At 41.8% G+C, this 20,400-nt stretch carries 18 protein-coding genes; 12 read left to right on the forward strand and 6 right to left on the reverse strand.

Annotated elements, in window-relative coordinates:
• Nucleotides 1-2 precede the first annotated feature (2 nt).
• The 9 genes from PASHI_RS14360 (at nucleotide 3) to PASHI_RS14400 (ending at nucleotide 8,268) form a co-directional block, all read left to right on the forward strand.
• Nucleotides 3-716, forward strand: a complete 714-nt coding sequence (locus PASHI_RS14360; protein WP_054562741.1) for a YggS family pyridoxal phosphate-dependent enzyme — start codon at nucleotides 3-5, stop codon at nucleotides 714-716.
• Nucleotides 717-733: 17 nt separating this feature from the next.
• Nucleotides 734-1,555 (forward strand): pyrroline-5-carboxylate reductase, encoded by an 822-nt coding sequence (gene proC / locus PASHI_RS14365; RefSeq protein WP_062566131.1) that lies wholly within the window; start codon nucleotides 734-736, stop codon nucleotides 1,553-1,555.
• A gap of 23 nt (nucleotides 1,556-1,578) precedes the next feature.
• Nucleotides 1,579-2,112, forward strand: a complete 534-nt coding sequence (locus PASHI_RS14370) for a YggT family protein (RefSeq protein ID WP_058586592.1) — start codon at nucleotides 1,579-1,581, stop codon at nucleotides 2,110-2,112.
• A gap of 58 nt (nucleotides 2,113-2,170) precedes the next feature.
• Complete coding sequence (locus tag PASHI_RS14375; protein ID WP_062566132.1) at nucleotides 2,171-2,611, forward strand: DUF4426 domain-containing protein; 441 nt, start codon at nucleotides 2,171-2,173, stop codon at nucleotides 2,609-2,611.
• 7 nt (nucleotides 2,612-2,618) lie between these two features.
• Nucleotides 2,619-3,218 (forward strand): XTP/dITP diphosphatase, encoded by a 600-nt coding sequence (locus PASHI_RS14380; protein ID WP_062566133.1) that lies wholly within the window; start codon nucleotides 2,619-2,621, stop codon nucleotides 3,216-3,218.
• Nucleotides 3,215-4,348 (forward strand): radical SAM family heme chaperone HemW, encoded by a 1,134-nt coding sequence (gene hemW / locus PASHI_RS14385; protein WP_062566134.1) that lies wholly within the window; start codon nucleotides 3,215-3,217, stop codon nucleotides 4,346-4,348. The genes PASHI_RS14380 and hemW overlap by 4 nt, the downstream gene beginning before the upstream one ends.
• 40 nt (nucleotides 4,349-4,388) lie before the next feature.
• Nucleotides 4,389-6,224: a DUF885 domain-containing protein gene (locus PASHI_RS14390; protein ID WP_062566135.1), complete on the forward strand. Its 1,836-nt coding sequence runs from the start codon at nucleotides 4,389-4,391 to the stop codon at nucleotides 6,222-6,224.
• A gap of 99 nt (nucleotides 6,225-6,323) precedes the next feature.
• Nucleotides 6,324-7,007 carry a hypothetical protein gene (locus PASHI_RS14395; RefSeq protein WP_062566136.1) on the forward strand — a complete coding sequence of 228 codons (684 nt, stop codon included), beginning with the start codon at nucleotides 6,324-6,326 and terminating at the stop codon, nucleotides 7,005-7,007.
• A 4-nt stretch (nucleotides 7,008-7,011) separates the two neighbouring features.
• Nucleotides 7,012-8,268 carry a lipopolysaccharide biosynthesis protein gene (locus PASHI_RS14400; RefSeq protein WP_062566137.1) on the forward strand — a complete coding sequence of 419 codons (1,257 nt, stop codon included), beginning with the start codon at nucleotides 7,012-7,014 and terminating at the stop codon, nucleotides 8,266-8,268.
• Here PASHI_RS14400 and PASHI_RS14405 read toward each other — a convergent pair.
• Nucleotides 8,257-8,973, reverse strand: coding sequence for an SIMPL domain-containing protein (locus PASHI_RS14405; RefSeq protein ID WP_062566138.1), 717 nt, complete (start codon nucleotides 8,971-8,973; stop codon nucleotides 8,257-8,259). The two genes, PASHI_RS14400 and PASHI_RS14405, sit on opposite strands and share 12 nt — an antisense overlap.
• Before the next feature lie 169 nt (nucleotides 8,974-9,142).
• Here PASHI_RS14405 and PASHI_RS14410 point away from each other — a divergent pair, with 169 nt between their 5' ends.
• Entirely contained in the window at nucleotides 9,143-11,812 is a 2,670-nt protein-coding gene (locus tag PASHI_RS14410; protein ID WP_062566190.1) for a bifunctional acetate--CoA ligase family protein/GNAT family N-acetyltransferase, read from the forward strand.
• A gap of 9 nt (nucleotides 11,813-11,821) precedes the next feature.
• Nucleotides 11,822-12,775 (forward strand): ion transporter, encoded by a 954-nt coding sequence (locus PASHI_RS14415; RefSeq protein WP_062566139.1) that lies wholly within the window; start codon nucleotides 11,822-11,824, stop codon nucleotides 12,773-12,775.
• 22 nt (nucleotides 12,776-12,797) lie between these two features.
• Here the strand turns inward: PASHI_RS14415 and PASHI_RS14420 are convergent, their stop codons facing one another.
• From PASHI_RS14420 to PASHI_RS14430, 3 genes are read right to left on the reverse strand one after another with little or no spacing between them, the layout of a single operon-like run.
• Entirely contained in the window at nucleotides 12,798-17,303 is a 4,506-nt protein-coding gene (locus PASHI_RS14420; protein ID WP_062566140.1) for an EAL domain-containing protein, read from the reverse strand.
• A gap of 15 nt (nucleotides 17,304-17,318) precedes the next feature.
• Nucleotides 17,319-17,744, reverse strand: coding sequence for a GNAT family N-acetyltransferase (locus PASHI_RS14425; protein ID WP_054562753.1), 426 nt, complete (start codon nucleotides 17,742-17,744; stop codon nucleotides 17,319-17,321).
• A gap of 2 nt (nucleotides 17,745-17,746) precedes the next feature.
• Nucleotides 17,747-17,947, reverse strand: coding sequence for a DUF3283 family protein (locus tag PASHI_RS14430; protein ID WP_036966037.1), 201 nt, complete (start codon nucleotides 17,945-17,947; stop codon nucleotides 17,747-17,749).
• Between the two features lie 153 nt (nucleotides 17,948-18,100).
• Between PASHI_RS14430 and PASHI_RS14435 the strand changes: the two genes are divergently transcribed.
• Nucleotides 18,101-18,802, forward strand: a complete 702-nt coding sequence (locus tag PASHI_RS14435; protein WP_244269405.1) for a type 2 periplasmic-binding domain-containing protein — start codon at nucleotides 18,101-18,103, stop codon at nucleotides 18,800-18,802.
• On the opposite strand, the gene PASHI_RS14440 is transcribed toward PASHI_RS14435, so the two are convergent.
• Nucleotides 18,799-19,044: a DUF1289 domain-containing protein gene (locus PASHI_RS14440; protein WP_055021180.1), complete on the reverse strand. Its 246-nt coding sequence runs from the start codon at nucleotides 19,042-19,044 to the stop codon at nucleotides 18,799-18,801. The genes PASHI_RS14435 and PASHI_RS14440 overlap by 4 nt on opposite strands.
• Nucleotides 19,045-19,143: 99 nt before the next feature.
• Nucleotides 19,144-20,274 carry a 1-acyl-sn-glycerol-3-phosphate acyltransferase gene (locus PASHI_RS14445; protein WP_054562756.1) on the reverse strand — a complete coding sequence of 377 codons (1,131 nt, stop codon included), beginning with the start codon at nucleotides 20,272-20,274 and terminating at the stop codon, nucleotides 19,144-19,146.
• Nucleotides 20,275-20,400 lie beyond the last annotated feature (126 nt).

Below are 20,400 nucleotides of genomic sequence, written 5' to 3' on the forward strand. Positions count from 1 at the left end.
TTATGACTCCACAACCAACTGATAATTATATGGTTACAATAGCAGAACGACTTACATCCGCCTACGCAAGAATTGCTCAAGCTGCAAAAAATAATCACCGCGATGAGCAATCAATCAACCTATTGGCTGTTTCAAAAACAAAACCTGCCGACGATATTATTGCTGCCTATAAGCATGGTCAACGCCAGTTTGGCGAATCATACGTTCAAGAAGCGGTAACAAAAGTCACAGCATTGGCTGATTATAAAGACATTGTTTGGCACTTTATCGGCCCTATTCAATCAAATAAAAGTGCCCAAGTAGCCACGCATTTTGATTGGGTGCAAAGCGTTGACCGCACTAAAATTGCAAAACGTCTTAACGAGCAACGACCAGCCGACAAAGCCCCGCTCAATGTATTAATTCAAGTTAATATTAGTTTAGAAGAGGCTAAGTCAGGCTGCCACCCAGACGAGCTAATGGCATTGGCCGAATTCGTCAATCAATGTCCTAATTTATGCCTGCGCGGTGTGATGGCGATTCCTGCCAAAACCGACGATGCCCAGCTACAATTACAATATTTTGAGCAATTAAGCGCTTGCTTTGATAAACTAAAGGCCCAATATCCCCAAGTAGACACCTTGTCGATGGGTATGAGTAACGATGTTGAAGCGGCGATTGCAGCAGGTTCAACCATGGTACGCATTGGCACGGATATATTTGGCCAACGAAATTAAAAGGTGATAACAGACATATGTCAGACAAAAAAATCGCATTTATAGGCACGGGTAACATGAGCTACGCCATCATTGGCGGCATGGTAAAGAACGGTTTTGCAGCAAAAAACATCATTGCAACCAATCGCAACCAAGAAAAATTAGCTAAGGTTGCTGCTGATTTCGGGGTGCAAACTACCGCGGATAACAACGCGGCACTTCGCGATGCAGATGTGATTGTCTTATCTGTTAAACCGCAAATGATGGGCGATCTTTGCCAATCATTCCAAGATTCAGGCGTTGATTTTAGCGACAAGCTATTTATTTCAGTGGCAGCAGGCCTTACCGTTAGCCGTTTACGTGAAATGCTAGGTCAAGATGTGAAAATGGTGCGTTGTATGCCAAATACACCATCATTACTAGGTCGTGGTGTTTCAGGTCTTTATGGCGCTGGCGAAACCGCTGAAGAGCACGAGTTTGTACAACAAGTTTTTGAGTGTACAGGCATTGTTGTTTGGGTTGAGCAAGAATCACAAATCAACGACATCATCGCTGTTACGGGCTCATCACCTGCTTACTTCTTCTTATTTATGGAAGCTATCGAAGAAAAAGCGAAAGCACTTGGCTTTAGTGATGAAGATGCGCGCCGTTTAGTACAGCAAACAGCACTGGGTGCCGCCGAAATGGCACTGTCGCAACCAGACATCAGCATTTCTCAGCTACGTGCAAACGTAACCTCTAAAGGGGGTACGACTCACGAAGCTGTTGAGCACCTTAAATCACAAGGTTTAGTCGGCACTGTTGCAGATGCAATGGATGCCTGTATTGCTCGCGCTGAAGCGATGGAAAAAGAACTTTAAGCTTACTTTTTGAAGGTAAAACTATGCAAGCCATGCACTTTTTAGTTGGGATTATTTTTGATCTCTTTTTAATGGTGGTCCTTTTACGCTTTTGGTTACAAGCGGCAAAAGCTGACTTTTACAACCCTATGAGCCAGTTTGTGGTAAAAGCCACTTCGTTCGCAGTGAACCCACTTCGTAAAATCATCCCAGGAGTGGGTGGCTTTGATATTGCCTCGTTAGTGCTTGCTTATTTAGTTGCTGTAGCAAAACTCAGTGTTATTTTTCTGATGTTTTATAATGCTTGGGCTCCAGGTCCGGTATTTATTCAAGCGTTAATTACGGTAGTTAAAGAAGGCCTAAACTTACTATTTTGGGTATTAATTATTCGTGCTTTACTGAGCTGGGTAAGCCAAGGCTACAACCCTATTGAGGCTGTATTCCACCAGCTAACTGAGCCGATGTTGCGCCCTATCCGTAAGATTATCCCACCACTAGGTGGTCTAGACCTATCAATCTTAGTGTTGATTATTGGTCTACAGTTTTTACAGTTTTTAGTAATGGATTTAATTGGCTAAGCGTTAAACGTGAAGCAGTAAGGGGCCGAAAGGCCTCTTTTGTTAAGTGAGATATACCATGAAGCAATTTATTTATTTTTCTTTGATTGTATTGAGTTTATTTACAACCTTTGCCAAAGCTGATGAGCAAGCAGGCGCCCAGTACAAGATTCTTGGCCCTTGGGAAGTTCATTACATTGCATTTCCATCGACTTTTATTCAGCCAAACATTGCTAAAAACTATGATTTAGAGCGTAGCCCTAGCAAAGGGATTATTAATATTTCGGTATTAAAAAACAGCGATAAAACAGCGCAGACTGCAACTTTAACTGGCACTGCACGTAACCTACTTGGTAATAAAAAACAGCTTACATTTAAAGAAGTTGTGGAAGGCGATGCGATTTATTACCTCGCGCAAATCGATTACAGCAACGAAGAAATTTACCGTTTTGATATCGAAATTAATCAAAATGGCAAAGTACAAACGTTGAAGTTTCAGCAAAAATTTTACGTAGATTAATTAACCTATGAACAACACCTTGGTTTTAGCCACGGGTAACCCTGGCAAAGTAAAAGAGCTGGCAAGTATGCTCAGCCCACTTAATATTAACGTGGTTCCACAAAGCGATTTTCAAGTGCCAGACGTGCCAGAAACAGGCACCACATTTGTTGAAAACGCCATTATTAAAGCGCGCCATGCAGCAAAGATCACAGGCATGCCTGCGATTGCTGATGACTCTGGCCTTGAAGTAGACGGCCTAAATGGAGCACCTGGTGTGTACTCTGCACGTTTTGCCGGAGCGGGTGCCAGCGATCAAGATAATATCGACAAGCTACTAAAAGAGCTTGCTGATAACCCAGTTCGCAGTGCGCGTTTTTGGTGTGTGTTAGTATTAATGCGCCACGCCGACGACCCTACACCACTTATTTGTAGTGCCAGTTGGGAAGGTGAAATCACCTATAGCCAAGATGGTCAGGGTGGTTTTGGTTATGATCCTGTTTTTTACGTACCGTCTGAGCAATGCACGAGCGCCCAGTTAACTAAGGAGCAAAAAAATGCCCTTAGCCATCGCGGCCAAGCTTTAAAACAACTACTTGCGCAATTGCAGCAAAAAGGCGGCCTGTGAGTTTACCGCCTTTAAGTTTATATGTGCACGTGCCTTGGTGCGTGCAAAAGTGCCCATACTGTGACTTTAATAGCCATGGCCAAAAAGGCACGATCCCCGAAAAAGAATACGTTCAGCATCTTATTGATGATCTCAAGGCCGATTTGCACTTAGTGCAAGGGCGTAAAATCCATAGCATCTTTATTGGCGGCGGCACCCCAAGCTTATTAACTGGTGACGCTTATACTCGCCTACTTGGTGAAGTCGACAGATTAATTGGCCTAACTGATGACTGTGAAATTACCCTAGAGGCAAACCCTGGTACTGTCGAAACAGGTCGCTTTAAAGAATATGTTGCCGCTGGCATCAATCGTATTTCGATTGGCGTGCAAAGCATGCAAAACGACAAGCTAAAAGCCCTTGGCCGTATTCATGGTGCTGATGAAGCAAGTTATGCGGCTAAACAGGCGCATCAAGCTGGGCTAAACAGCTTTAACCTCGATTTAATGCATGGCTTACCAGGGCAATCTGTTGCAGACGCCTTAAGCGACCTTGAAAAAATTATCGCCCTAAATCCACCTCATATCTCGTGGTATCAGCTAACAATTGAGCCAAATACTCAGTTTGCTTCTAAGCCACCGACCTTACCTCATGACGACACCCTTTGGGATATTCAAGAACAAGGTCAAGCGTTACTCGCAGCAGCAGGTTATGAGCAATACGAGATCTCAGGCTACGCGAAGCCCGGTTACCAATGCCGTCATAACTTGAATTATTGGCGATTTGGCGATTATCTCGGTATCGGCTGCGGTGCCCATGGTAAAATTACTGATGAAAATAAAGTCATCACCCGTACGGTGAAAGTAAAACACCCACGAGGTTATATGGATCTTGCCAAACCGTATTTATACGAACAATGGCAAGTAGCAGAAGACGACTTAGCTTTTGAATTCTTTATGAATCGTTTTCGTTTAGTCGAACCCTGCCCCAAAGCTGATTTACCTTTGCTTACAAGTTTGTCACTGCAAAGTCAGGAACAAGCCTTGACTGATGCAATTGCAAAAGGCTTACTAATTGATGATAAAGATAACTGGCAGGTAAGCCAAAAAGGCCATCGCTTTTTAAATGACCTGCTAGAATTATTCGTTTAAGAATTATAATTAAATTTCTAACAACTACAAAGGAACGATAATGCGTAAACTGACCTTCATCGCTGCGGCGGTAAGTGTTGCATTACTTGGCGGCTGCCAACAAATGCAAGAGCAACCGAAGCCTGCACCAAGTGTACAAAGCCAACCTGTACAAAGTGAAATCGATAAAGCTAATGCCTTCTTCGAAGATACTTTTAACCGTGATGTAATGAAAAGCCCTATCTATCAAACATACATGGGCATCAAAAAAGATTACGATAAATGGGATGATGGCAGCGAAGAGCGCGTTTTAGAAGACTTTGAACAAACTAAAGCTGATCTAGTTGCGCTTAACGCAATTAACCGCGACCTATTAGATGACGCAACAAAAGTAAGCTATGACCTTAAAAAGCAAGATTTAGAAAACGAAATTGCTGATTTCAAATGGCGTCATTACAACTACCCTGTGAACCAAATGTTTGGTGTTCACTCGATGATCCCTGCGTTTTTAATCAACCAACATCAAATTGCCGATGTATCTGATGCTAAAGCGTATATCTCACGTTTAAATGGTGTTACAACGGTTATTGATCAGCTAATCAAAGACCTTGAAGTACGTGCAGATAAAGGCATTATCGCGCCTAAGTTTGTTTTCCCACACGTGATTGATTCAAGCAATAATATCTTACGCGGCGCCCCATTCCATGACGGTGAAGACTCAACGTTACTAGCTGACTTTAAACGCAAAGTTAATGCGTTAGAGATTGCCGATAGCGAAAAATCAGCACTTATCAGCGATGCTGAAAAAGCCCTAAAAGCAGCAGTAAAGCCTTCTTACACTAAGCTAATTAACTTCTTAGCTCAGTTAGAAAAACGCGCTGATGACCGCGATGGTGCTTGGAAATTCCCTGATGGTGAAGCGTTCTACAATAATGCTTTAGCACGTACCACAACGACTGATTTAACAGCAAAAGAAATCCACACAATCGGTTTAGCTGAAGTCGCGCGTATTCACGACGAAATGCGTGAAATTAAGGACAAAGTAGGCTTTAAAGGTGACCTTAAAGCATTCATGCAATTCATGAAAACTGATAAGCAGTTCTACTACCCTAACACAGCTGAAGGTAAACAACGTTATCTTGATGAAGCAACAGCGCTTATCGATAACATGAAATCTCGTCTAGACGAGCTATTCATTGTTAAGCCAAAAGCTGACCTTAAAGTTAAAGCTGTTGAAGCATTCCGTGAAAAAGCAGCAGGTAAAGCGTTCTACCAACAACCTGCGCCAGATGGTTCACGCCCAGGTATTTATTACGCAAACCTTTACGACATGGAAGCAATGCCAACATACCAAATGGAAGCACTTGCATACCACGAAGGTATTCCTGGTCACCACATGCAAATTGCTATCGCGCAAGAGCTTGAAGGCGTACCTAAGTTCCGTAAATTTGGCGGCTACACAGCGTATGTTGAAGGTTGGGGTTTATACTCTGAGCTAGTACCAAAAGAAATGGGCTTATACGAAGACCCATATTCAGATTTTGGTCGTCTTGCGATGGAATTATGGCGTGCATGTCGCCTAGTAGTAGATACAGGTATCCACGCTATGAAGTGGACACGTCAAGAAGGTATCGACTACTACGTAAATAACACACCAAATGCGACGTCTGATGGCGTTAAAATGGTTGAGCGTCACATTGTAATGCCTTCACAAGCAACGGCATACAAAGTAGGCATGCTGAAAATTTTAGAGCTTCGTGAAGCGGCTAAAGAAAAACTAGGCGATAAATTCGATATTCGTGAATTCCACGATGTAGTACTTAAAAATGGTGCAGTACCGTTAAATGTACTAGAGAAGTTTGTTGACCAATGGGTTGCTAAAAAACAAGCAGCTTAAGCAATAAAGACTTGAAAAAGGCCGCTCAGCGGCCTTTTTTATTTATTTAAACAACTAGTTGAGCTATAAATGTATAAATAATAAAAAACGAGTATCTCCATGCAAAGCGCGATTGAGCAATTGAACAGCCGGCTTCAACATCATCAGTTAAAAGAACTCATTGCCGATTACCAAAATTTATCGGGAGTTTTGCAAGCGGCACAATTACAACATATCTATCAATTAGCTTGCAGTAGTGAAGTTAAATACTTGTTTTTACAAAATGTGGCAGCGCATTTACTCGAAGCAAGCCCGCTGCCAAGTGAAGCTGTAGCCTTAATTGATGATATCGATAAACTGAGCTTTTTCACGCCTGGTCTTAAATTTCAAAATGCTTTTTGTGTAACAGACAATCAGGGCAATACCTTACTACATCATTTATTTACGCAGTGTCAGGCTGATAACCTACCCTTTAATTACTTGCGTTCGTTAATGTTATTTGAAAGCAATGAAAGCTTAGGCATAGCATTAAAAACATTAAATAAGCAGCAGCTCACTCCTATTGGTTGCTTTATAGCGCTAAACAGCACGACTCAAATGCTAGCCAAACATGAGTTCTCTGCATTATTAGCCATGATGGAAGTCGACCAAAGCCACAGCCCAAGCGCAGTCAGCGCCTTGGTAAATACCCTTAAGCAATTTTATGGTGCCAATCAACCAAAGAGTAGCGACAGTAAAGTGCTGCTTTGCGCGGCCTATTTGCAAGTGCCAACGGCGCAGTTATTAAACGCCCTTAATCAATAATTTCATGAATAAGGATGTTGTTAAAGCGTTTTTATCGCTCAGCAGTTTTACCGCCCTTAACCATGGTAGCCGTATTGTTCTTACCTTGTGCCTTGCAAGGTTATTAAGTAATGATGAGTTTGGCACTTTCGCCGCGTTACTCGCACTTTGTGAAATTCTTTTGTTACCAGCGAGCATGGGCTTTGCATCGTCGTTAATGCGTATTAGCTATCCGCTCTACAAAGCTCAACAACATGATTTACTGCGTGGCTTAAAGCATGTTTATTTAGCTGCATCTTGTTTATTCGGGGTGATTTTTGTTGCAGCTGTGGTGATCAGCTTTCAGGCCATTTCGCCGCATCAAAGTGCCAAAGAACATGTAATTTATTTACTGTTACTGGTGCCGATTGGCGCCATTATGCAAAGCCAATCTGCTTTTTTAGTGGCGTTAAATAAACCTAAAATAGGCCTAATAACACAGCAATGTATCTTTGAATTATTAACCGCAGGGTTTTGTTTCTTAGTTTATTTGATACGTGGGGACTTATCGTTAGTCGAGATTTGTATATTGTTGTTTTGTAGTATCTTGTGTGTAGTCAGTTATCAATATTGGTTAATCAAGAAAATGATCGTCGCAAGTACTGCCCGCTACCAAACCAAGCAATGGTGTAAAGACTCATTGATCATGCTCGCCAGTGGTGCAGGCACTGTATTAGTCGCAAAACTCGATGTATTACTGGTGCATCACTGGTTTGGTGCACAAGACGTAAGTATCTTCTTTCCTGCGGTGGTGATTGCCGGCTTACTGACTATTTTAGGCAATGCCGCCAACCAATATTTAAAACCCATTTTAATGGCAGATGAAACGACCGAGCAGCAACTTAGCGAGTTAATGAAAGTGGTATGGCGTTTTAACTTTGCCGCTATTTTACTGCTTGCCCTGCTCGCAAAGCCACTACTCAACCTCTATGGCGAAAGCCAATTGCAGGAAGGGTTTTGGATTTTAATGCTGCTGTTACTCGGGCAACTGTTATTACCAGCAAGAATTTTAGCCAGTAGTATGATCAAATTAAAAGGCAACCCGCTTATTAACTTGTACGTATTACTTGGCGCAACCAGTGTCACGGTTTTAATGGCAGTACTGTTAAAAGATCAGTTTGGCTTATTGGGGGTGGCTGTAGCATTTAGTGGTGGCTTTATGCTCGGTGCGCTTTGCCGCATGGTGATTGTATGTACACGCATGCGGCTGCCTTTATCTGTGGTATTGGGTTTAGTCAGATAGATAATATTCAACACTGGTAACCACACGCACTTTTTTCAGCTGAGGTGTGTTTGAATCTCTATCAGAAATTGAAAACTGCCCCTGACGCGCTGTTTTAATTTTACCTAATTTAGACTGTGAATCTTTGGCAAATTTCATTGCCACTTCACGGGCTTTTTCGGTTGCTTCTTGAATCATATTTGGCTTAATTTCATTTAAGCCATTAAATAAATATTGAATACGCGTTTCGTAATTGTCTTGTACTATCGCAATGCCTTGCTTGGCTAATTGGCTTACAGCGCCTAAGGCATGTTGCACTTTTTCGATGTCATTTGAATAAACAATGACATTATTACGGGCGATATAACGAAACTGCTGATTCTCGCCGCCATATTCGCGGGCTTGTTTATCAATAATTGACTGACTACCAAGGCTGATTTCTTCATCACTAAAGCCATGTAGCTTTAAAAAGGCAACGACTGCATCGCTTTTCTCTTCAACCCGACCTACTAAATTTTCAAGGTTGTTATCGGCATCAGAAAACTGTAACGGCCATATAACAGTGTCTGCTGGCACTTCCATTTCAGCTAACCCTTTAACGTGAACAGTGCGCTCCATGCCTTTCACATCAAGGGCTGCACTTTTCAAAATAAAACCTAATCCGAGCAAACCAACCGCCAATGCACACGCTGCAATAACGATATTAAATGGTTGCGCTTTATTCATGCTTTTCTCCTTGATGTAGGTCACTGTTTTTGACTCGAAAAGTAGTTATAAACAGGTTATCTTATGAGTATAACTTTTAATACTTTAGAAGCGTGTCGGTTCTAGTTTGGGTGTATTAAACTTAACAGACCCTGAAGTTTTAACAAACAGCGCAAGCGAAGGAAACAGCATGAGCGTTAAACGTATTAGCCAATTTTTTAACCCTAAATCAGTCGCGGTCATTGGCGCCTCAAATTCTCCTAATCGAGCGGGGTTTGTGGTTATGCGCAACCTTTTACAAGGGGGCTTTAAAGGCCCAATCATGCCTGTTAGTTTAAATCACAGCGCTGTACACGGCGTACTAGCCTATCCGAGCATTGCTGCACTTCCAAAAGTACCTGACCTTGCGGTTATTTGTACTAATAAAAACACCTTAATCAACATCATTAACGAGCTTGGAGAGCTTGGCTGTAAACATGCAGTGGTGATTGCAGCCGGCTTAAACGCCGACCAAAAGCACGCATTAAAAAAAGCTGCTGCTGAGGCAAATGTCTCTTTACTTGGGCCTAATTGTTTGGGCTTGCTTATTCCTCACATTGGCTTAAATGCTAGTTTTTCGCACACAGTTGCAAGCCCTGGAAAGCTCGCCTTTGTATCGCAATCAGCGGCGGTTTGCTCAACCATTCTTGATTGGGCGAAAAACAAAGAGATTGGTTTTTCATATTTTGTGTCTGTGGGTGATTGCCTTGATATCGACTTTGATGAGTTACTCGACTTTTTAGGTCGGGATGCAAAAACCAAGGCTATTTTATTGTATATCGATAATATAGAAGATATTCGCAGCTTTATTTCTGCAGCACGAGCCGCTGCGTTTAGTAAACCCGTAATAGCCATTAAAACCGGTAAAACCAGCGCCGGAGCCCTTGCCGCAGAAATACACACTGGTGGCAAACAAAGCTCTGATGCGGTCTATGATGCGCTATTCCAGCGAGCGGGTATGCTAAGGGTAAATGACTTACGAGAGCTTTTTGCTGCGACACAAACACTGGCAATGCACCCCAAACTACTTAAAGTCGAACAGCTGACTATTTTAACCAATGGCGGCGGCCCAGGTGTAATGGCGGTTGATACGCTTTTGCAAAGCTCAGGGAAACTGGCAGAGCTTAGCGACGAGACCAGAGCAGCACTGAATAAAGTGATCCCACAATCAGAAATGACCTCGAATCCGGTGGATATTTTTGGTGATTCAGCACCGAGGCGATATCAACAAGCCTTAGAAATCTTGCTGCAAGCCAAAGAAGTTAAAAACCTGCTGATCATTCATACCCCTTCTGCACTTGCACCGAGTGAAGACTATGCTGAGATTATTGTCGAAACCTTAGAAAAAATCCCGAAGATGGCTCGCCCTTATGTTATGACGAACTTTATGGGTGAAGATGCCGCGTATGCTGCGCGAAAGGTCTGCGCTAATAATGCCATTCCGACCTACCGTACACCTGAAGGTGCGGTTGGTGCGTTTATGCACTTGGTAAGTTATCGCCGTAACCAAAAGCATTTAACGCAAACGCCAGAATCAAACACCGATGATGCAAAAATAAATAAAGACGCAGCACGCAATGTCGTAAATGAGTTTTTAGCCGAAGAGCAAAGCTATTTATCAACCCATGAAGCAAGCCAAATACTCACTCATTATGGTATTGATTGTATTCAAACTGAGGTTGCTTACACACCAACAGAAGCCAAAGAACAAGCCATTGAGCTAGGCTTTCCGGTAGCGTTAAAACTAATTAGCCCAAGTATTCCTTCTAAATCAGAAGTCGGTGGTGTGGTCCTTAATTTAAATGATGCACAAGAAGTTGAGCAAACAGCCTTTGCCATGCTGCTAAGAATCAAAAACACCTACCCTGACGCCCATATTGAAGGCTTTTCATTGCAAAAGATGGCGCCGCGAGCAGGTGCTAATGAGCTACGAATCGCTATTAAAACAGAGCCGAACTTTGGCCCAGTGATCTTACTGGGTGAAGCAGGCACCGGACTTGAATTCGCTCAAGCTGCAGTGGCATTACCACCACTGAATATGAACTTGGCAAAATACCTGATTGCTGCGGCGCACGATAAAGGCGTACTTAAAGACCGCGTACTACCAGAAAAGGTCGATAAATACCGTTTATGCGCCCTACTCACCCGCATCTCGCAGCTTGTTATTGACCAACCTGACATTACCAGTGTTGAGCTAAACCCTATTTTAGCCAGCAATGGGCAGTTTTTGGTCCTTGATGCGACTATCGGCCTTAGCCGTTATAAAGCAAAAGCGAACCGTAAACGCTTGTGTATTCGCCCCTACCCGATTGAATTGGTTAAAGAAGTAACCCTTAAAAACAATACCCAAGCACAGCTAAGACCAATTAAACCGGAAGATGAGCAAGCTCACTTAGAGTTTGATCAATCATTGAGTAAAGAAGACAGATATAAACGCTTCTTCGGTGAATTACCGCAATTTAACCATGATCAGCTCGCGAAAATGACGCAAATTGATTATGACCGAGAAATGGCGTTTATTGTCAGCCAAGAGCAAAATGGTTCAGCCTGTACATTAGGGGTGTCTCGTGTACTTATGGATCCAGACAAGCTCGATGCTGAGTTTGCAATTGTGGTGCGCTCTGATTGCCAAGGTTTAGGGCTTGGCACAATATTAATGAATGCGGCAATAGAGCATTGTAAAAACCAAGGCGTAAAACAAATTGCTGGTATTACCTTGCCAGAAAACACTGGCATGATTGAACTGGCACGAAAACTCGGGTTTAAGATCACCCGCGACTTTGAAGAAGGCAGCATTAATATGGTGCTAAAACTTAACTAAAACTGGATCATTATTTTGCATCGTTTAAGAAATTACACTGCACGAGTTTTTGAAGGTAACGGTAAATATCGACGTATAGGACGCGCTCTCGACGTGTTTTTAATGTCGTTGATCATGATTAATGTGGTGGCGATTGTGTTGGAGTCAGTCGGCCCTTTAGCAAAGCAATATCATCACGAATTTTTAATGATTGAGCTGATTTCTGTCGGTATCTTTACCTTAGAATATGTGCTCAGGCTTTGGTGCTGTGTTGATAAAAGCGTGCATAAAGAAAGCCCGTTAACAAATTCAAAAATTCGCATTAAGTATTTCTTTTCGCCCATGGCGCTGATTGATCTGATCGCGATTTTACCTACCATTCTGATGGTCTTTGTGAGTGTTGATTTACGCTTCTTACGAGTGCTTAGGTTAATGCGTATCTTTAAGCTGACACGCTATTCAAGGGCGATGCAGCTATTATTAAACTCGTTCAAAGAAGAAAGCAGTTCACTACTTGCGGCATTTTTTATTATGGCCGTAGTGCTGATCATTGCTTCATGCGGTATTTACTTAATTGAACACGATGTACAGCCAGATAAATTTGGTTCTATCCCTGCTGCAATGTGGTGGGCAATGGTGACATTAACAACCGTTGGTTATGGCGATGTCGTGCCTGTGACTCCCCTTGGTCGCTTATTTGGTGGTGCTATTACACTAGTTAGTATGGGTATGGTGGCTATTCCAACCGGTTTGTTGGCCTCAAGCTTTTCTGAGCAGTTACGTAAACGCAGACAAGTGTTTACCGATGCAGTCCACGAAGCCGTTGAAGATGGGCACTTATCACCTGTTGAAGAGGAACACTTAGAAAACTTACGGTATAAACTGGGTTTAAGTCAGCAAGAGGCGAATAAAGCGATTCATAACGAACTTAAAAACCGCAATCGCAATCTGTATTGCCGCCACTGTGGTAAACGCCAAGATTAACATAAAGGGTAAAGCTTTGGCTTTACCCTGAAAATTCATCATCCCACTGGGTATCTAAAAGCGCTTTTACTTCATCACCTGCTACAGGTTTGCTAAACAAGTAACCTTGGAAATACTCACAGCCTAAAGAGCGTAAGAACTGCAATTGCGTGCGGTTTTCAACTCCTTCTGCTACACACTCTTTACCCAAACTTTTTGCTAAGGTAAGCGTTGAGTTGATAATCGCTTCATCACCTTTATCAATTCCAATATCATTAACAAAGCTTTTGTCTATTTTCAGCACATCAACCGGAAAACGTTTCAAATAGGTCAGTGAGGCATAACCCGTTCCAAAGTCATCCATATAAATACGACAGCCTAGCGCTTTGAGTTTTTCCATACTTTGCTGCGCTTTATCTGAATCATGCATCATCACTGATTCGGTGATCTCAAACACTAATGCGCTCGCAGGAACCTTAATTGCGCTTATTGATTGATGTATTTTCTCAACCAGATTTTCGCTTTCAAAATCAAGAGCTGAGAGATTAATCGAAATATATAAATCAGAATGCGTGGTACGCCATTGGCGCAGCTCAATCAATGCTCTTGATAGAGTCTGTAGCATAATTTTGGTAATTAGCCCGGAGCTTTCTGCAGCATTTGCAAAGTCTTCTGGTTTATATTCATCATTACTCGGCCAACGTAACAACACTTCAAGCCCCGCCACTTGGCGAGTCTCAGCGCTCACAATTGGCTGATAAAAATTACAAAACTCATGTTCTTGGTAAGCTTTACTTAACTGTGATTCAAGGTGCAAAGTACGCTGCACTTGTAAATTCATTTCTTGCTTATAGAACTGATAACAGCCTTCAACATGACTTTTCGCGTGGTACAGTGCGACATTGGAGGCTTTCAATAAAGCTTTGGTGTCCTTTGCATCATCAGGATAAACAGCAACACCAACACTCAGGTTCACCTTTACAGCTTGCTGGCTCAGTTCAATATGAGTATCGACACAATCCATCACTTTTGCACATAACAGCAGTAACTCATCAAGCTGTTTAAAATCTTCGGCAAGGATAACAAACTCGTCACCATCGAAACGTGCCACGCTATCTTGTGGGCGCAACACCTGCTTTAAACGCTTAGCAACACGCTTAATTAATTCATCAGACTCTTCACGCCCAAGCGAATCATTAAAGTGCTTAAAGCGCTTAATATTAACGTTTAATAACGCCACTTTTGTTTGATGGTAATCCGCTTGTTCAATAGCGTGAACGACTCGGTCGTTGAACAAGGTTTTATTTGGCAGCCCCGTCAAAGCATCGTAGTTGGCCAGTAGATGCAGCTCGTTTTCAGCCAGCTTTTGTGCGCTAATATCAGTAACTATAATCACATAGCTATCAAGTTGGCGATTATTGCCTGCAACCGCACTTATTTTTATTAATACTTGGCGCTTTTCACCGCCAGCAACTTCAACAACATCTTCGGCTGAAAAGTGCTCACCCGATTCAAGCTTTTGCATAATGCGTAAGTAATGGATACGAGTTGATATAGGCATACCAAGTGTGAGCGAACGGCTAGAGCGAGGCTCTGCAGGAAAACCAAAGGCATCTTGGAATGACTTATTGGTAGCGCGAATACGCAGATTTTTATCTAAGATAAACACCCAGTCGCGAGTTTGTTCAAATGCTGCACCAAACAAACGGGCATTTTCTTCAAATACCAGTTCACGGGTCATATTTGTGTAGGTGCCAGCTACTTTTTCAGGGGCGCTGTCTTGCCACTCAACCACTTTGCCAAAGTCTTTATACCAGCGCCAATTACCATCAGCATGGCGCAGCCTGTAGGTGCAATTGAAGTAGCCTTTTTGTGTAGATAAAAACTCTAACCACTCTAACCGGAAAGTTTGCTTATCATGAGGGTGAATCTTTGCTAAATAATCATCTAAATTAACGCTGTCTGTTTCATAACCTAACTCATTTTTAAGGCGCGGCTGATAAATAATAGGGCTTTGCGAAGACCAATCCCAAACTCCAGAATGGCTGCCTTCAAGAGCAAGCTTCAATCGTGCTTCACTCTCTTTACTTTCTTTATGGGCGGCTAGCAGTATTTGTTGCATACGGTTACGTCTAAACACCCATGCAGCAACAAACAGTGCAACCAAAATCACATATAAAACAATAAAGTGTGGCGCACGCCAAGGTGGGTATTTCACTTCGATATTTAAAATTGCCGGCGGCGTTAACTCTCCGGTTAATGGATCTTTTGCCCATACCTTAAGGTGGTATTTTCCTGCACTAAGTTTTGGAAACAGTACTCGGTTGTTATTACGGGTATAAGTTTTTTGACCATCACCTAGCTGGTATTCATAAATGATACGTTCTTGATAGTTAAATGCCATCGCCGAAAAGGCAACTTCGAGGCCTATATCATCATGCTCAAGGATAACACTGTCGATTGGCTGTTTTAGCTCAGCGGGTAAATCACGAGACATCAAATCAAGGTTGGTAATATTTACGTGATCAATTAAAGCTTGCTGATAGTGGTTATCCATAGGGTAAAAATAGGTAAAGCCTTTTAGCGTACCATAGACAATTTGCCCTGACTCAAGCTTAGTAAATGCACCACTATTAAACTCAGTCGAGAATAACCCTTCTGAGCCAGTAAATTGCTGAAAATGTAAATTATCAGGGTTCAGTCGCCAAAGTCCTTTGTGGCTACTCATCCAGATCATACCTGCTTCATCAAGCACCATGTCGTATAACAAAGTACCTAACTTATTCTTTTCAAGGTCGATGGTATAAATATGCTCGTAAGTGCTGGCGTCTAAGCCGATTAGGCCAAAGTTTGAAAGCGATAACCACAACACATTGTTGTTATCTATGATGTAAGACATCACATTCACAGCAACATTTTCATGTTGTTCAGGCACTTTATATATCGTCGAGAGCTCGTAAGTTTCGGGATCAACTTGATACAGAATACCCGCATTATAAAATAATGGCGCATCTGGCTTTGAAGATAACGCAGGTAAAAACCCATAAGCTAAAAACGGCTCAAATTCATCAAACTTACCGCCTAGTCGGGTCACTTTTTGGCTATCGATATTATAAACAAACATGCCGTAATCAGGGTGAACATAGTAAAGATCCCCCGATGGCATCAACAATATGCCATGCACCCAATCGTTAATTAAAACCTGGCTCTCGGGGTTTGCGGCTTTGACTGGGGTGGCCTGCCCGGTTTTCGGATCAAAGCTTAATATACCGCGATTAGTATGCAGCCATAACTTATCTTTGTAGGGCATGATTTGGTAAATACTGAACTCAGTAGTAATCAGGTCAACCTGATAATCTTTTAAAAACACTTCACTTTCGTAGGTTTCTAAATCAACCGCTGTTAAACCATTATGGGTGGCAAGCCAGAGACGATTTTGAAACTCAGTGATACTCCAAATTGAATGATGCGATAGCCCATCGCCTGTTAATGAGTTGGCTGTTACATTGATAAAATTGTAATTGTCGTATGACTGATAGAATGCACCATCATTTTTGGTTGCCAGCCACATTCCACCAGAGCGGTCTTTCACAATATCAATAATGCTGGTGTCAGCTAGTGTGTAACCACTTTCCTTTAGGCGCATATTCTTAGCTAACTCACCCGTTTCAAGGTTATATTCAAATAACCCTTTATCAGTGCCAAGCGTAATAGAGTTAGCCTCAGGTATAATCTTCCAAATATTTAATTCACTAATGAGCGTTTTATTTTTAAAGGCAATATCTGGGGTCTCAAACATTGCTTTTAAATTGCTAATATCAACCTGATAAAGGCCTCTAACAGCCCCCACTAGCAATGTTTGTTCATTGATAATAGCGAACGATTTCACATAATTTTGATAAATATGGCTTGGCTCATTTTGGAGATGTTCAAGTTTACGGACTTTTCCTGATGCCAGCTCATAGACATAAGCACCATTACTAGTGCCCATAAAAATATAACCTTGGTACGCGAAAAGCTCTCGAATAACACTACTTTTTACGCGTTCAGGTATTTCAAAAATAGAGGTGATTTTTTTCGTTTCTAAGTCTAATTTGGCAAAATCCCAACCTCGCCCTAGCCAAAGTGTTTTGTCATCAACAGCCACCATGCTAAACACCGATTCAATAAAAATTTGCTCTTCAGTAGTTGGTTTCGCAATAAACTGCTGATAAGTATCGGAAGTGGGATCATAGCGAAATAAACCCGCTTGTAGTGAAGCTATCCAGATATAGCCTTGAGGGTCTTGGTAAATACGGTCAATGATGGCATCTTCAAGCTCACCATTAGGGCCTTTTATGTGAACCACCTGATAACCATCGTAGCGATTGAGGCCACCTTCAGTCGATAACCACAAGTAGCCACTGTTATCGATAAGCATGGTGTTTACATAACTTTGCGATAAGCCTTCACTGGTTGATAAACGTTTTACCTGCGAGATAGCGGGATGGCTAAATAAGCCACAGGTCAGAATAAAAAATAACGCTATACTGGAGAAGAACTTAGTCATTGACGTTCCAAATTGCTAACTTGGCACTGTGTCACGCGTAAAGTGCATCGCAACTACGTTTCGATGCGCATATACCTCAAACAACGATTGCAAAGAATTGGGTAATGTTAATGCATAGTTAAACCCATTTTGTAGATAAAAATCAATCAGATTTTGGTACACGAAGGTAAAAACCGTCCCTTTTTGTGCAGCGGTGACAGCCGCAAGTAATTGTGAGGCAATTTTTTGACCCCGCCATACTTCATCAACATAAAGGGTCGATAAAAATAACAGCCCAGCTTGGTTTTGAACTCGGCAAGCGGCAATTATTTCTGTTTCTTTGTAAGCAACCCATACTTGGTCAGCTTTGCTCGCTCTGCCGCGAGCCTTGTGTTTATCATAAAATTTGTTTACTAATGGCGTTTTAATTGGCTCAAGTAAACAAAATCTAAACGCAGCCATGGTTAGCTCATTAGCGAAAGGTAATGCTCAAATTGCTGCTTAAGAAAAGCTTGCTCAGACATAGGCCGATTATTTATTGCAGTGTAAACACCTTCGCGGGTGTTCTTACCACGCTTTATTTGATAAGCCCAAAAAGACGCTTCGTAATCCAATTGAATTTGATATTTTTGCTCTCGTGGCAATTTACATAAATTGAAACTCATACTTTCTCAGCAATAAATTTTTGATTTTGCAAGTATAACAAAATTAACAGGCTTTAATCCCTTTTATTAGCTAAAAAAGCCCACGGATAAGCTTGATTTTGGAAACACATATCAGTAAATTAACGAGCAATTTATGTACGCAAGGAACGCACGTTGTCGAAGTATCTGAGTAACAGATTTGCCTTATTTTTGCTGTTTTTTTGCTTCTCAAGTAGTGCCAGCACCAATTTACTGATCTTTAATCGCCCTGCCGATACACCTCAAGCTCGCTATGTTATTGATTTAATGAGAATGGCATACAAAGAAATTGGCTATGAGATCCATATAATCGACTTTAATCATCAAAATGCGCTGGTTGCTGCAAACCAAGGTGTGCTCGATGGACAGCTAGGCCGTATTGCTGATGTTAAAGATGATTATCCTAATTTATTGAAGGTGGACTACCCACTTTTTGATTTTAATTTAGTGCTACTGAAAAATTGCCGACAATGTCAATATGAACAGCTTAAATCGTTAGCAATTCAGTCAAGCTACCCGGCAGCCCAGAGTTATATCGATAACCACCCATTTGATGGTGATGTGATCAAGGTCAGAAATGTCACCGCGCAGCTTAATTTACTCACGCAAAAACGTGTTGAAGGGACAATATTACTAGACTTTTTACTGTCGACTAAGCATCCGGGGTTTGACCAAACGGCCTTTCATAAACAGATTCTAATGCCGATGCAGAGCTTTCACTTTGTGCATAAACGGCATAAAGCGATAATTCCGCAACTGACTAAAGTACTTAAAAAGCTTGATGAAAACGGCACGGTGCAATTTTTAAAATCGAAATACAACCTCAGTAAATTTTAAAAATCAAAACCGCCTTGCTCAGGATTTGTTTGTTGCTGCTCTGCCTGCTGTTTTTTCTGAAGGAAACGTTTATAGCGCTGTTGGCATAAGCTAATGACTTTACGTTTTTCTGCATTGGTAAACTTATTCCAATAAAAGCGCTCATCGCGACTTCGGTAGCAACCTTTACAATAGCCTCGGTTATTAACTTGGCATATTCCTTTGCAAGGGCTTGGAATTTCAAATATTTCAATCTGTTGCATCACAAATGCCGGTTAATAAAGAATATTAAAAGTATAGCCTGAAAATTAACCATAAAAAAAGCCACTTTAAAAAGTGGCTTCTTAAACTATCTGATTCGCTTACTCAGATTCGCTTGTGGCAAGTTCTGCTTTACGATGAAAAGGTTTAGCATACATAGCTAATACCAAAGGTTTTAGCTCCTCTGGCACTTTTGCTAGTCGCTCGTTAAATGCAGCAGCATCTTTTTCGTCAATCACAGCTTGCGTACAACCACCCGCTATGTAGTTACCAGGGTGTAAGAAAAACGAATCAACAATTTGCTGATCAATGGTTTTTGCCAGCTCTTCAGGTGATTCGCAGCCCGATTCAATTGGTTCGCCAAACGCTAAATGTACATGCCCTTTAGCTGTACTAAAACCTTCAACAATACTAGCAATATCTTCACCTTGCTGTTTCACATACTGACCATGTTGCTGTTTATGATAAAGCTCTTTCGCTTTAGCAATCGCGCATGGCTCGTATTGATAAGAGATAGACACTGGCACAATTTTTAATTCGCGTACGTACTCAGCAAATTCTTTTTTCTGCTTACGACCTTGTAACTGCAACATTTTAAGTAAGGCAGGATCTGTTTGATCAAAACCGTCTTTTGCTCGGCCTTCTTTTTGCGCTATCCAAATTGAGTGGCCTTCAGCAAGTGAGTCATAGATATAAGCTGACAGCTGCGACAGCGCTTTTAACATCTCTTTCGGAGCTTTCGCTGAGCGCTTTACAATAAAGCTTTTGTTTAAACGCATTAACTCAGTGATATACGGAATTTGCAGTAAGTTATCACCAATTGCGATGCGAACTGTCGGCATGTTGTGCTTGAACAAGCCCCAGTTAACGAGTGCAGGATCAAGCACGATATCGCGGTGATTAGAGATAAATAAGTAAGCTTGTTTTGGGTCTAGTTTATCGATGCCCGAAAACGTTACTTCTGAAGTCGTACGGGTGATTAGTTTATTTAAATAATCAGCCACTTCATGCTGAACTTGCTCAACCGATGCGGTGTTGCCCCACTTTTTACGCAGCTGACTGCGCACTAATGGGCGAGTAATAAATGGGAAGTTCGATAAAAAGCGCGGTAGGTTATACTTAGCGATTACATCTACAAAGGCATTATCAGCAATCAAACGCGCTACTGAATCAGCTACTTCATCATCATTGTAAGGTCTTATGTCGGCGTATTTATCCACACTTTCACTCATTAAAAACTACTTAAGTTAAAAAACGGCACGCAGAGCGTGCCGTTAAAAATAATTGGCGGATTATAACTCAGGCAATTTTAAATGCGAACCGAGACGCGATAGTTAACCAAATTAAATGCCAATTAA

It is taken from the genome of Pseudoalteromonas shioyasakiensis, from assembly GCF_001550135.1.
In the GTDB taxonomy this organism is placed as follows: domain Bacteria; phylum Pseudomonadota; class Gammaproteobacteria; order Enterobacterales; family Alteromonadaceae; genus Pseudoalteromonas; species Pseudoalteromonas shioyasakiensis.

Bases quoted from the DNA above. Each gene is read 5' to 3' on its own strand.
- PASHI_RS14360 (WP_054562741.1), top strand. From the start codon at position 3: ATGACTCCACAACCAACTGATAATTATATGGTTACAATAGCAGAACGA.
- proC (WP_062566131.1), top strand. From the start codon at position 734: ATGTCAGACAAAAAAATCGCATTTATAGGCACGGGTAACATGAGCTAC.
- PASHI_RS14370 (WP_058586592.1), top strand. From the start codon at position 1,579: ATGCAAGCCATGCACTTTTTAGTTGGGATTATTTTTGATCTCTTTTTA.
- PASHI_RS14375 (WP_062566132.1), top strand. From the start codon at position 2,171: ATGAAGCAATTTATTTATTTTTCTTTGATTGTATTGAGTTTATTTACA.
- PASHI_RS14380 (WP_062566133.1), top strand. From the start codon at position 2,619: ATGAACAACACCTTGGTTTTAGCCACGGGTAACCCTGGCAAAGTAAAA.
- PASHI_RS14390 (WP_062566135.1), top strand. From the start codon at position 4,389: ATGCGTAAACTGACCTTCATCGCTGCGGCGGTAAGTGTTGCATTACTT.
- PASHI_RS14395 (WP_062566136.1), top strand. From the start codon at position 6,324: ATGCAAAGCGCGATTGAGCAATTGAACAGCCGGCTTCAACATCATCAG.
- PASHI_RS14400 (WP_062566137.1), top strand. From the start codon at position 7,012: ATGAATAAGGATGTTGTTAAAGCGTTTTTATCGCTCAGCAGTTTTACC.
- PASHI_RS14405 (WP_062566138.1), bottom strand. From the start codon at position 8,973: ATGAATAAAGCGCAACCATTTAATATCGTTATTGCAGCGTGTGCATTG.
- PASHI_RS14410 (WP_062566190.1), top strand. From the start codon at position 9,143: ATGAGCGTTAAACGTATTAGCCAATTTTTTAACCCTAAATCAGTCGCG.
- PASHI_RS14420 (WP_062566140.1), bottom strand. From the start codon at position 17,303: ATGACTAAGTTCTTCTCCAGTATAGCGTTATTTTTTATTCTGACCTGT.
- PASHI_RS14425 (WP_054562753.1), bottom strand. From the start codon at position 17,744: ATGGCTGCGTTTAGATTTTGTTTACTTGAGCCAATTAAAACGCCATTA.
- PASHI_RS14430 (WP_036966037.1), bottom strand. From the start codon at position 17,947: ATGAGTTTCAATTTATGTAAATTGCCACGAGAGCAAAAATATCAAATT.
- PASHI_RS14440 (WP_055021180.1), bottom strand. From the start codon at position 19,044: ATGCAACAGATTGAAATATTTGAAATTCCAAGCCCTTGCAAAGGAATA.
- PASHI_RS14445 (WP_054562756.1), bottom strand. From the start codon at position 20,274: ATGAGTGAAAGTGTGGATAAATACGCCGACATAAGACCTTACAATGAT.